This window comes from Kaistia sp. SLG-1 (assembly GCF_059699055.1).
This window is the reverse complement of record NZ_AP048544.1, coordinates 2,583,921-2,595,632: the sequence shown is the minus strand read 5'-3', so window position 1 is coordinate 2,595,632 and position 11,712 is coordinate 2,583,921. Positions and strand designations below refer to the sequence as shown.

Below are 11,712 nucleotides of genomic sequence, written 5' to 3'. Positions count from 1 at the left end.
ATCGGCGACAAACAATGACAGGCGCCGGGTGCGGGAGCGACACGGTACCGGCCAATTCGTCCGGGACGCTGCCAAGTTTGCCCGCTTCCTGTTGCCTTCCGTCTTGCATCGGAAGATGAAGACGGCATGACGACGCTCCTCATCACCGACGGCGACCAGACCGCCGACCTCCTCGCCGCCGCCGGCAGTCGCGCGATCATCCTGCCTTGGCGCGACGCGCTGCATGATGGTCCGCTTCCGGCGCTAGACACGCTGGAGGCCTTCTCCGCGGTCCGCGCCGAGCATCTCGCCTCGGTGTTCAAGTTCGACCCCGGGACGGTCGCGGCCACCTTCGCCGAGCGGGACGCGGTCATGCGCCGCCATGCCGAGTTCGATCGCATCGAGCTCTGGTTCGAGCACGATCTCTACGACCAGCTTCAATTGCTTCAGGTGCTCGATTTCTTCGCCAGGGAAGAGCGCTCGCAGGGCATCGTCATCGTCCAGGCGGACAGCTTCTTCGCGCTGGAGCGGCCGGATACCGTCATGCGTTTCGCCATCGACGGCGTCCGCGTGAGCCCGGCGCTGCTCAATATGGCGGCGACGGTCTGGGGCGAACTGACGGCGCCGACGCCGGAGGCGATCGCAAAGCGGGCCGGCAAACCGATCAAGGGCTTTCCCTTCCTGCAGGCCGCGCTCGGCCGTTTTCTCGAGGAACTGCCGCAGCCGGGCACTGGCCTCAACCGCACGGAAATGCGCCTGCTCGACGCGATCGGCATGGACGAGCTGTCGCCGGCGGCCCTGTTCCATCAGGCCCGCGAGGCGGAAGAGGCGCCCTTCATGGGCACGTGGCCGTTCTACGCGGTGATCGATTCGCTGGCCTTCTGCGACTTCCCACTGATCACCGGCGTGCACGCGCCCTATTCGCACGCCGATTCGGAAGTGCATGCCGAATACGTGACCGCGCCGCTGACGCTGACGGATATGGGCGAAGATATCCTCTCCGGCGCGCAGGACCAGATTTCGACCAACGGTATCCGGCGCTGGTGGGGCGGCACCGAACTGAACGGCTTCTCGGCGTGGCGTTTCAACCGCGAAACGCGAACGCTGCTGGAGCCACGCTGAGGAAGAGAACCATGACCGAGCAAGAATTGCAGCTGGGGCGCAGCGTCGGCATCGCCGAGAGCCCGGAACAGGCGGAGCTGGACCGCGTCCCCAATCCACATCCGGACACGCTCTATGTCGCCCGCTTCACCGCGCCGGAATTCACCTCGCTCTGCCCCGTCACCGGGCAGCCGGATTTCGCGCATCTCGTCATCGACTATGTGCCGAAGGACTGGCTGGTCGAATCGAAGTCGCTGAAGCTCTACCTGCATTCCTTCCGCAATCACGGCGCCTTCCACGAAGGCTGCACGATCGACATCGCCAAGCGGCTGGTCGACCTGCTTGATCCGCACTGGCTGCGGATCGGCGGCTACTGGTATCCGCGCGGCGGCATCCCGATCGACGTGTTCTGGCAGAGCGGCCCGGTGCCGGCCCATGTCTGGCTGCCGGACCAAGGCGTCGCGACCTATCGCGGCCGCGGGTAGAGATCGGTCGTCCGGGGCGCTCGCTTCACCTCTCCCAGAGGGAGAGGTCGACGGCCGAAGGCCGGCGGGTGAGGGGTTGAGCCCTAGCCGGATGGTTCCCTACCCCCTCACCCGGAGCTGCGCTCCGACCTCTCCCCGTGGGAGAGGTTGAGGGGCGCCGCTCGCGCCGTCACGCATCACGTGCAGGAACTGCTCGCGAGCGCCTCTTCGATCGCCGGCGTCGCGCCGCTCAGCGAGACCGTGCCGGCGACCGAGTCGCCGATGGTGACCTCGATCTCCTTGCCGGCGCGCAGCGTATCGACGTTTTCCGGCGCCAGCCGAATGCCCCAGCTGTGCTCGGTCAGCGCCAGGAAGTCGCCGGCGAACCCTTCGCTACGATCGGTCTTCACCTGGATCTTCTGCCGCAGCACTCCGTCCAGCTGACCGCGCGCGGTGATTTCCTGTTTCAGCGTCGCCGGGTCGGAACCATAGGCGATGCGGAACACCAGCAGCTCCGGCGTGTCGCAATAGAAGGAGACCATCAGCGGCGACTGCCGGTCCTGCGCGATCGCCATGACCGGCGGCCGGGCGGCCTGCTCGTCGAAGCCGGTAAGCGGCTCGACACGCCAGGCGGACGCGCCGTTGAGGATGGCGACCTTGACGTCGGTGACGCGCGGAACGCCCGGCTGCGACGGCACCGGGGCGAAGGCGGCGAGATCGCCGTCGGCTGGGGCGGCGGCAGCCGCCTCGGCCGGCTTGGCGGGTTCCGGGGCGCCGGCGAAGGGATCCGGCTTCTCCGCCTGCGGCGTTTGCGGCGGTGGCGGCGCAGCGACCTGGCTGCTGCTGCCGCCTCCACCGATGAGGCCGCTCAGCGGGCCTCCCGGCAAGACGGCGATCAGCGCGCCAAGCGCCACGGCGAGACCCGCCGCGCCGATGCTGATCCGCTTCAGCCAGGGCGGCGAGGCCGCGTCCTCGGGAGCATCCTCGGACGGCTCGGCCGGCTCCTCCGCCGCAGGTGGCGGCGGTGGCGGCGGCGCGGGAACCGCCTCGGTGTGCGGATGAATATTCTGGCGGGCGGCGATCCGGGTCCGCTTCTCGATCATCGCGATCGCGGTCCCGAGGTCGCGGCGGAGCGCCGTATAGCGCTCCGGATCCAGCTTGCCGTCTTCCGACGTGCAGGTGGAGCGGATTGTCTTCTCGACGCGCTCGTAAACGCGTCGACGCCCCTCGACCGAGGGATCGGGAAGGTTTGCAATTGCCCGGTCGAGAATAACGACGAGTTCGTTCGGGTCCATCGCGAGGCTTCTTCTCAACGGACGCAGGTTGGCCCCTGCGATTGTTTCACATCATCCCACAAGTCACTGTCTATGGCGACAGACCGCGTCTGCCTACCCCTTTGCAAGCCTGTCGAAGGCGGAAAGCCGCTCGAGCAGCGCCGGCAATTCGTCGATCTGGATCATGTTCGGGCCGTCCGAAGGCGCGTTGTCGGGATCCTGATGCGTCTCGATGAAGACGCCGGCGACGCCGACTGCGACGGCGGCGCGCGCCAGCACGGCCACGAATTCACGCTGGCCGCCGGAAGACTCGCCCTGCCCGCCCGGCTGCTGCACGGAATGGGTGGCGTCAAAGATCACCGGGGCGCCCATGGCGGCCATGATCGGCAGCGAACGCATGTCGGAAACGAGCGTGTTGTAGCCGAAGCTGGCGCCGCGCTCGGTCAGAAGGATGTTGGGATTGCCGCTGCCGACCAGCTTGGTCAGGACGTTCTTCATGTCCCAGGGGGCGAGGAACTGCCCCTTCTTGACGTTGATCGTCCTGCCCGTCTCGGCGGCCGCGACCAGAAGGTCGGTCTGGCGCGAGAGAAAGGCCGGGATCTGCAGGATATCGACCACTTCCGCCACGACGGCGCACTGCTCGCGCTCGTGGATGTCGGTCAGGATCGGCAGGCCGAATTCCTTTTTCAAATCGGCGAAAATCGGGAGCGCCGCGTCGAGCCCGGCGCCGCGCTTGCCGGAGAGGCTGGTGCGGTTCGCCTTGTCGAACGAGGACTTGTAGACGAGCCCCATGCCCAGCGCGCTGGTCATCTCCTTCAGCCGGCCAGCCATGTCGAAGGCATGCTGCCGGCTCTCGAGCTGGCAGGGTCCGGCGATCAGCGTCAGCGGCAGGTCGTTGCCGAACGTCGCGTTGCCGACCGAGACATGCGCATTGGGGGCAGTCGTCATCATTCACCGTGCCTTGGAGTCAATCGAAGCGTGGCCAGTCCCTTACAACGTCATCGGCGGCGAAGCGACCCTCGCCGGCCACAACACGTCCAGGCGCACCACTCACCGCAGCAGACTGCGGCGGTTTGAGGACATTTTCGAAGGAGCCTCGATTACCCAGCGTAAAGATATGTGGCCGGGCGTTACGAGGCTTGAGCCACGGCAGGGGTGGCGATCCGGCGGCTTGCGCCGGATCGTATGGCCTCAGACGAGGCGTGCCTTCTCGATCGCCGCGGCGATGAACGACGCGAACAGTGGATGCGGATCGAGCGGCCGCGACTTCAGCTCGGGGTGATACTGCACGCCGATGAACCACGGATGGTCCGGAAGCTCGACCGTCTCCGGCAGGACGCCATCCGGCGACATGCCGGCGAAGCGCATGCCGCAGCTCTCCAGGCGATCCTTGTAGTCGATGTTGACTTCGTAGCGGTGGCGATGCCGCTCGGAGATCGTCGTCGTGCCGTAGATCTCGGCGATCTTCGAACCCGGCTCCAGATGGCCTTCATACGCGCCGAGGCGCATCGTGCCGCCGAGATCACCGGTCGAATGGCGCTTCTCGAGCATGTTGCCCTTCAGCCATTCGGTCATCAGGCCGACCACCGGCTCCTCGGCCGGGCCGAACTCGGTCGAGCTCGCCTTCTCGATGCCGGCGAGATTGCGGGCCGCCTCGATCACGGCCATCTGCATGCCGAAGCAGATGCCGAAATACGGCACGTTGTGGCGACGCGCGAAGCCGGCGGCCTTGATCTTGCCTTCCGAGCCGCGCTCGCCGAAGCCGCCCGGCACCAGGATGCCGTTGACCCGCTCCAGATAAGGCGCCGGATCTTCCTTCTCGAAGATCTCGCTCTCGATCCAGTCGATGTTGACCTTGACCGTGTTGGCGATGCCGCCGTGCTGGAGCGCCTCGATCAGCGACTTATAGGCGTCCTTGAGGCCGGTATACTTGCCGACCACGGCGATCGTCACCTCGCCCTCCGGGGCGCGCAGCTTGCTGGTCAGCGCCTTCCACTTGTCGAGGACGGGCGGCGCGGCGTCGGTGATGCCGAACGCGGCCAGCACTTCGTCGTCGAGGCCCTCGGCGTGATAGCTGGTCGGGACGTCATAGATATGCGCGACGTCGAGCGCCTGGATGACGGCGGATTCGCGCACATTGCAGAACAGCGACAACTTGCGGCGCTCTTCCTTCGGAATCGGGCGGTCGCTGCGGCAGAGCAGGATGTCCGGCTGGATGCCGATCGAGCGCAGCTCCTTCACCGAATGCTGGGTCGGCTTGGTCTTCAGCTCGCCCGCGCTCGGGATGTAGGGCATCAGCGTCAGGTGGATATAGACGACATTGCCGCGCGGCAGATCGTTGCCGAGCTGGCGGATCGCCTCCAGGAACGGCATCGCCTCGATGTCGCCGACCGTGCCGCCGATCTCGCACAGCACGAAATCGACATCGTCATTGCCGGAAAGCACGAAGGCCTTGATGGCGTCCGTGACGTGCGGAATCACCTGCACCGTGCCGCCGAGATAATCGCCGCGGCGCTCCTTGGCGATGATCTCCTGGTAGATCTTGCCGGTGGTCACCGAATCGGCCTTCGAGGCCGGGCGCCCGGTGAAGCGCTCATAGTGTCCGAGATCCAGATCCGTCTCGGCGCCGTCGTCCGTGACGAACACCTCGCCGTGCTGATACGGGCTCATCGTGCCCGGATCGACGTTCAGATAGGGATCGAGCTTCCTCAGACGGACCTTGTAGCCTCGCGACTGGAGCATTGCTCCGAGCGCCGCCGAGGCGATGCCCTTGCCAAGCGAGGAAACCACACCGCCGGTGATGAAAATGTACCGCGCCATGGGCCTCTACCTCAGTTTCGATCGACCGATTCGTTTCGACAAGAGCTGGCCGCCGCACAAATTGACGGCCACGCCCACATTCAGCAATTGCCCCTCTCCAAATAAAACGTCGCCGCACGGAACCGCGCGGCGACGCGAATGGAGAAAGGCTTGAGCGCGCGGTTACTGCGAGCTCGGAACCGAGGGAGCCGCGGGGGCAGCCGGTGCCGGGGTTGCCGGAGCCGTCTCGCCTGCCGGCGCGGCGGGAGCCGCTGCCGGAGCGGCAGGAGCCGCGCCGCCTGCCGGCGGCTTCTGGCCGGGCAGCTGATCCAGGATGCCCTGACCCGTGCCGGCCGGCGCCGACGGCGAGGACTGGCTCTGGATCTGATCGAGGATCGAGGACGGCCGCTCGCCGTACCGCGTCAGGAGGGTCAGCCCCATCGAGGTGATGAAGAAGATCGCCGCGAGGATTGCCGTCGTGCGGGTCAGGACGTTGGCCGAACCACGCGCCGACATGAATCCGCCGCCGCCGCCGATACCCAGAGCTCCGCCTTCGGAGCGCTGCAGCAAAACAACGGCGACGAGCGCGACGACCACCATCAGGTGGATCACGATGATGACTGTCTGCATCGATGTCTCTGATCAGAATTCAAAAAAGCTGGCGGCCTTGTACACGATCGGTTTCGCCGTTTCCAGTGCCGCGCCCCTGATATGGAGAGCGAAGAACCGGAAACAAGCCAAACGCGGCATCATGCATAGGCCGCGGCGATACCGAGAAAGTCTGCCGCCTTGAGGCTGGCGCCGCCGACGAGCGCGCCGTCGACATTCTCGATCCTCAGAATTTCGCCGGCGTTGGAAGGCTTTACCGAGCCGCCGTAGAGAATGCGCATCCCCTCGCCTTCCGCGCCGAAGCGGGCGACGAGGCGCTGGCGGATATGCGCATGCACCTCGGCGATGTCCTCGTTCGACGGAACCAGGCCGGTGCCGATCGCCCAGACGGGCTCATAGGCAATGACGAGATTGGCCGCGGACGCTCCGTCGGGCACCGAGCCTTCGAGCTGCGTGTCGACGACGGAAAGCGTCGTGCCGCCGCGCCGCTCGGCCTCCGTCTCGCCGATGCACAGAATGGCGACGAGGCCGGCCCGCCAGGCGGCCTCGGCCTTGGCGCGGACGATCGCATCGGTCTCGGCATGATCCGTCCGGCGCTCGGAATGGCCGACGATGACGTGGCTGGCGCCGGTGTCGGCGATCATCTCGGCCGAGAGATCGCCGGTATGCGCGCCGCTCGCCTTGGCGTGGCAATCCTGCGCGCCGATCGCGACGCGGCTGCCGAGCGCCGCCAGCGCAAAGGGAATCAGCTGCGTCGCCGGCGGGCAGATCGCCAGATCCACCTTCGCACGCAGCGCCGGAGCATAGCCGGCCATGACCTGCACCAGTTCCCCCGCCGAGGCTTTCAGGCCGTTCATCTTCCAGTTTCCGGCGATGAACGGTTTCGGCTTGGCGTCGGTCATGGCGTTTCCTGAACTCTGGTTTGTGATTGCCTCCTTTGCAGCCGCAGGAGGCCGACAAGTCAAGCCGGCAGATCATATCGGGGCAGCCCGGACCGCCACGAATCCCCTCCCCAACCCTGGCGCGAATCACAATCGCACAGCCCGTTGTCGTTGTTGACGCGCTGCGCCTTGCCCCGGCGAGGGGTCCTTTCTATGATCGCGCGCCCGAAGCGGGGCCGGAAAAGTCCCCGCGCGTTAGAGGACGTCGATGCTCAATACGATGCGCAAATACGCCGCCGGCTGGGTGGCGCAGATCTTACTCGGCCTGCTCGTGCTGAGCTTCGCCGTCTGGGGCATCGCCGATGTCTTCACCGGAGTCGGCAATCATTCCGTCGCCCGCGTCGGCAGCACGGACATTTCCACGGTCAATTTCGATCGCGCCTACCGCCGCGAACTGCAGGCGATGAGCCAGCGCCTCGGCCAGCAGGTCACGCCCGACCAGGCCAAGATGCTCGGCATTCCGAACCAGGTGCTGGGACGTCTGGTGACGGAGGCAGCGCTCGACGACCAGGCCAACAGCCTGCATATCGGCGTCTCCAAGGACATGCTGATCCGCGAGATCGCGGAAGACCCGGCCTTCAAGGGCGCGGGCGGCACGTTCGACCGCAACTATTTCGTTTCGCTGCTGCGCAACAACGGCATGACCGAGGACGCCTATGTCGTCCAGCGCCGCGCGGAAGAGAAGCGCCAGCAGATCGCCGAGTCGATCTCCGGCGGCGCCACCGCTCCGGATGCGTTCTCCAAGGCGCTGCACGAGTACCAGACCGAGCAGCGCGACATCCGCTTCATCGTGCTGCCGTCCTCGGTGGTCGGCGAGATCCCGGCTCCGAACGCCGACGAGCTCACCGCCTACTACAATGACAACAAGGCAGAGTGGCGCGCTCCGGAAGCCCGTACCATCAGCTTCATCAAGCTCGGCGCCGCGGAAGTCGCGCGTCCCGAGGACGTCAGCGACGAGGACGCCAAGAAGGCCTATGAGGCCGAGAAGGCCAGCTTCTCGACGCCCGAGACGCGCCATGTCTTCCAGGTCGTCTTCGCCGACGAGAGCACCGCGCAGGCCGCCGCCGATCGGCTCAAGGCCGGCGAAGACTTCAATGCCGTGCTGGAAAGCACCGGCAAGAAGCTCGCCGACGTCGACCTCGGCGTGCTGACGCGCGACAAGCTGATCGATCCGGCCGTCGCCGAGGCCGCCTTCTCGCTCGCGCCGAACGGCACCAGCGACGTGGTCAAGGGCAGCTTCGGCCCGGTCGTCGTGCGCGTCACCGACGTCGTGCCGGAATCGGTCAAGCCGTTCGACGAGGTCAAGGGCGAGCTCAAGCAGACGCTCGCGCTCGGCAATGCCCGGTCCGACGTCAACGTGCTGCGCGATTCGATCGAGGACGCGCGCGCCGGTGGCGCCTCGTTCGAGGAAATCGCCGCCAACAACAAGCTGACGGTGAAGAAGATCACGGTCGACCAGCAGGGCAAGGACCCGCAGGGCAACGCCGTGGCCGACATCCCAGCCCAGGCGGAGCTGCTGAAGGCCGCTTTCGAGAGCGACATTGGGATCGACAATTCGGCGATCCCGACCGAAGACGGCTATGTCTGGTACGCCATCGCCGACATCAACCCGTCGCATGACCGTCCGCTCGACGAGGTCCGCGAGAAGGTCGTCGAGGCCTGGAAGAAGCAGAGCACGGCCGACAAGCTCCTCGCCAAGGCGAAGGACGCCCAGGACCGTCTCGGCAAGGGCGAGACGCTGGACGCAATTGCCAGCTCGCTCGGCCTCACCGTCGCCACGCGCGACAAGCAGACCCGCGCCTCGCAGCCGGGCGACGGCCTCTCGGTCGAAGCTCTCAAGGCCGCCTTTGCCGGTCCGAAGGGATCGTCGGACGTGGCGCCGGGCGCGCAGGACGGCGAGCAGATCGTTCTGCAGGTAGCGGATGTGGTCGAGACCCCGTACACTCCCGCCAAGGACGATAGCAATCCGCTGACCCAGCAGCTTGCCGACTCCATGCAGAACGATCTTCTGCAGCAATACGTGTCCGAGCTGCAGCGTCAGCTGGGCGCGACGGTCAACCAGACCGCGCTGCAGCAGATCATCAGCGCCATCTGAGGGTTGGTTGGAAACCATGTCGCCACGCCATTCACCCGATCTGCGAGAAGGACAGGCGCGCCACGCGCGCCTCGTCCCCGTCGCATTCGACGGCATCCCGGCCCCGCGCGGGGCCGGTTGGTGGCCGTCCACGGGCGATGGACAGCGGGCGGCATGCTGGCGGCGCACGCAGACTTGGCGATGGCGTTGACCATCGATCCCGGCTCGGCCGGGAAGATGATGAACACGCCATAGCCGCGACCGCGTCGCGCTGCCACGCAAGGCTCCCGGAGCCTTCCCAACTTGATGGACTGAAACCATGCTGATCGAGCCGTCGCTGGAGACGATTGCGCCTGCCTATGATGAAGGGCGCGCGCAGGTCGTCTGGACCCGAATGGTTGCCGATTTGGAGACCCCGGTCTCCGCCATGCTCAAGCTCTCGGCCGGACGGTCGAAGACGTTCCTGCTCGAATCGGTCGAAGGCGGCGCCGTGCGCGGCCGCTATTCGATGATCGGCATCGAGCCCGACCTGATCTTCCGCGCCTTCGGCGACCGGGCCGAACTGAACCGGACGCCGGCGCGCGATCCCGACGCCTTCGAGCCGCTGGAAGGGCGCTCGCTGGATGCGCTTCGCCGCGTTATCGCCGAATCGCACATCGATCTGCCGGAGAGCCTGCCCCCGATGTCGGCCGGCATCTTCGGCTATCTCGGCTACGACATGGTTCGCCAGATGGAAGAGCTCGGCGCGCCGAACCCGGACGCGCTCGGCGTTCCCGACGCGATCATGCTGCGTCCGACGGTCATGGTGGTGTTCGATTCGATCAAGGACGAGATCACGCTGGTGACCCCGGTGCGTCCAGCGGCCGGCGTCACCGCGGCCCAGGCGCATGCCCGCGCCGTCGAGCGGCTGACGGCGGTGGTGGACACGCTGGAAGGCCCGCTGCACCGCAGCCCCTACCCCGACGACATCGACCTCGCCGTCCCCGTCGTCTCCAACACGACGCATGCGCGCTATCTGGAGATGGTCGCCAAGGCGAAGGAATACATCGCCGCCGGCGACATCTTCCAGGTCGTGCTGTCACAGCGCTTCGAGGCGCCGTTCAGCCTGCCGCCCTTCGCGCTCTACCGGGCGCTGCGCCGGACCAACCCGTCGCCCTTCCTGTATTTCCTGGATTTCGGCGACTTCGCCGTCGCCGGCTCCAGCCCGGAGATCCTGGTTCGCGTTAGGGATGGCGAAGTGACGATCCGGCCGATCGCCGGCACCCGCCGCCGGGGCGCGACGCCCGAAGAGGACAAGGCGCTCGCCGCCGAGCTCCTGGCCGATCCGAAGGAACTGGCGGAGCACCTCATGCTGCTCGACCTCGGCCGCAACGATGTCGGCCGCGTCGCCGAGATCGGCACGGTGAAGGTCACCGACAAGTTCTTCCTCGAGTACTACAGCCAGGTGATGCACATCGTCTCGAACGTCATCGGCCGGCTGTCATCTGAATACGATATGCTGGACGCGCTCGCCGCGGGCTTCCCGGCCGGCACGGTTTCCGGCGCGCCGAAGGTGCGCGCGATGGAGATCATCGACGAGCTCGAAGGCGAGAAGCGCGGCATCTATGCCGGCTGCGTCGGCTACTTCTCGGCCGACGGCGCGATGGACACCTGCATCGTGCTGCGCACCTCGATCGTCAAGGACGGCAAGATGTATGCGCAGGCCGGCGCCGGCATCGTCGCCGACAGTGTGCCCGAGAGCGAGCACCAGGAATGCATCGCCAAGGCGCGTGCGCTCTTCCGTGCAGCCGAGGAAGCGGTAAAGTTCGCTTCTCAGGCTGGGCGCGGGCAGTAGACGAAGCAGAGGGGACGCAGGATCATGGCCTTTCTCGTCATCGATAACTACGACAGCTTCACCTACAATCTCGTCCATTATCTGGGGGAGCTTGGCGCCAAGCTGATCATCAAGCGCAACGACAAGATCACGGTCGAGGAGGTCATCGCCCTCGATCCGGAGGGAATCGTGCTGTCGCCCGGCCCCTGCACGCCGAACGAGGCGGGCATCTGCCTCGACCTGATCGAGCGCGTCGGCGCCACCATTCCGATCTTCGGCGTCTGCCTCGGCCACCAGGCCATCGGCCAGGCGATGGGCGGCGACGTCATCCGCGCGCCGAGCCAGATGCACGGCAAGATCTCGACCATCAACCATACCGGCAAGAGCGTCTTCCGCGGCATCAACGGGCCGTTCAAGGCGACGCGCTACCACTCGCTGACGGTGAAGCGCGAGACGATGCCGGCCGTTCTGGAGATCACGGCGGAATCGGAAGATGGCGTCGTCATGGGCGCCATGCACAAGACCCTGCCGATGCACGGCGTGCAGTTCCATCCCGAGAGCATCGCCTCCGAGCATGGCCACCTGATGCTGAAGAACTTCCTCGACCTCGCGGCCGAATGGAATGCGAGGAATCGCACTCCCCGGTCGGTCGCGTGAG

Annotated in this window: 10 protein-coding genes; 5 read left to right on the top strand and 5 right to left on the bottom strand. The window is 66.4% G+C overall.

Annotated elements, in window-relative coordinates:
- Positions 1-126 precede the first annotated feature (126 nt).
- Both AC6HZP_RS11710 and queF read left to right on the top strand, forming a co-directional pair.
- Complete coding sequence (locus AC6HZP_RS11710; RefSeq protein WP_497526683.1) at positions 127-1,101, top strand: hypothetical protein; 975 nt, start codon at positions 127-129, stop codon at positions 1,099-1,101.
- 11 nt (positions 1,102-1,112) lie between these two features.
- Entirely contained in the window at positions 1,113-1,565 is a 453-nt protein-coding gene (gene queF, locus AC6HZP_RS11705; RefSeq protein ID WP_497526682.1) for a preQ(1) synthase, read from the top strand.
- A gap of 176 nt (positions 1,566-1,741) precedes the next feature.
- Here queF and AC6HZP_RS11700 read toward each other — a convergent pair whose 3' ends face one another.
- The 5 genes from AC6HZP_RS11700 to tpiA all read right to left on the bottom strand — a co-directional run bounded on the left by AC6HZP_RS11700 (position 1,742) and on the right by tpiA (position 7,128).
- On the bottom strand, positions 1,742-2,839 hold the full coding sequence (locus AC6HZP_RS11700) for a hypothetical protein (protein ID WP_497526681.1): 1,098 nt from the start codon (positions 2,837-2,839) through the stop codon (positions 1,742-1,744).
- A 93-nt stretch (positions 2,840-2,932) separates the two neighbouring features.
- Positions 2,933-3,766: a 3-deoxy-8-phosphooctulonate synthase gene (gene kdsA / locus AC6HZP_RS11695; RefSeq protein WP_497526790.1), complete on the bottom strand. Its 834-nt coding sequence runs from the start codon at positions 3,764-3,766 to the stop codon at positions 2,933-2,935.
- A 243-nt stretch (positions 3,767-4,009) separates the two neighbouring features.
- Complete coding sequence (pyrG, locus tag AC6HZP_RS11690) at positions 4,010-5,638, bottom strand: CTP synthase (protein WP_201403718.1); 1,629 nt, start codon at positions 5,636-5,638, stop codon at positions 4,010-4,012.
- Between the two features lie 162 nt (positions 5,639-5,800).
- Complete coding sequence (gene secG / locus AC6HZP_RS11685) at positions 5,801-6,247, bottom strand: preprotein translocase subunit SecG (RefSeq protein ID WP_201403717.1); 447 nt, start codon at positions 6,245-6,247, stop codon at positions 5,801-5,803.
- A gap of 119 nt (positions 6,248-6,366) precedes the next feature.
- A complete protein-coding gene (gene tpiA / locus AC6HZP_RS11680) occupies positions 6,367-7,128 on the bottom strand; it encodes a triose-phosphate isomerase (RefSeq protein ID WP_201403716.1) in 762 nt (253 codons plus the stop codon).
- A 247-nt stretch (positions 7,129-7,375) separates the two neighbouring features.
- Between tpiA and AC6HZP_RS11675 the strand changes: the two genes are divergently transcribed.
- The 3 genes from AC6HZP_RS11675 to AC6HZP_RS11665 all read left to right on the top strand — a co-directional run bounded on the left by AC6HZP_RS11675 (position 7,376) and on the right by AC6HZP_RS11665 (position 11,711).
- Positions 7,376-9,262 carry a SurA N-terminal domain-containing protein gene (locus tag AC6HZP_RS11675; protein ID WP_497526680.1) on the top strand — a complete coding sequence of 629 codons (1,887 nt, stop codon included), beginning with the start codon at positions 7,376-7,378 and terminating at the stop codon, positions 9,260-9,262.
- A 298-nt stretch (positions 9,263-9,560) separates the two neighbouring features.
- Positions 9,561-11,075: an anthranilate synthase component I gene (gene trpE / locus AC6HZP_RS11670; RefSeq protein ID WP_497526679.1), complete on the top strand. Its 1,515-nt coding sequence runs from the start codon at positions 9,561-9,563 to the stop codon at positions 11,073-11,075.
- Positions 11,076-11,099: 24 nt separating this feature from the next.
- A complete protein-coding gene (locus tag AC6HZP_RS11665; RefSeq protein ID WP_497526678.1) occupies positions 11,100-11,711 on the top strand; it encodes an anthranilate synthase component II in 612 nt (203 codons plus the stop codon).
- Position 11,712: the final 1 nt, after the last annotated feature.

Excerpts from the sequence above, each read along its gene's own strand:
- kdsA (WP_497526790.1), bottom strand. The coding sequence starts at position 3,766 with ATGACGACTGCCCCCAATGCGCATGTCTCGGTCGGCAACGCGACGTTC.
- AC6HZP_RS11700 (WP_497526681.1), bottom strand. The coding sequence starts at position 2,839 with ATGGACCCGAACGAACTCGTCGTTATTCTCGACCGGGCAATTGCAAAC.
- tpiA (WP_201403716.1), bottom strand. The coding sequence starts at position 7,128 with ATGACCGACGCCAAGCCGAAACCGTTCATCGCCGGAAACTGGAAGATG.
- trpE (WP_497526679.1), top strand. The coding sequence starts at position 9,561 with ATGCTGATCGAGCCGTCGCTGGAGACGATTGCGCCTGCCTATGATGAA.
- pyrG (WP_201403718.1), bottom strand. The coding sequence starts at position 5,638 with ATGGCGCGGTACATTTTCATCACCGGCGGTGTGGTTTCCTCGCTTGGC.
- queF (WP_497526682.1), top strand. The coding sequence starts at position 1,113 with ATGACCGAGCAAGAATTGCAGCTGGGGCGCAGCGTCGGCATCGCCGAG.
- AC6HZP_RS11675 (WP_497526680.1), top strand. The coding sequence starts at position 7,376 with ATGCTCAATACGATGCGCAAATACGCCGCCGGCTGGGTGGCGCAGATC.
- AC6HZP_RS11710 (WP_497526683.1), top strand. The coding sequence starts at position 127 with ATGACGACGCTCCTCATCACCGACGGCGACCAGACCGCCGACCTCCTC.
- secG (WP_201403717.1), bottom strand. The coding sequence starts at position 6,247 with ATGCAGACAGTCATCATCGTGATCCACCTGATGGTGGTCGTCGCGCTC.
- AC6HZP_RS11665 (WP_497526678.1), top strand. The coding sequence starts at position 11,100 with ATGGCCTTTCTCGTCATCGATAACTACGACAGCTTCACCTACAATCTC.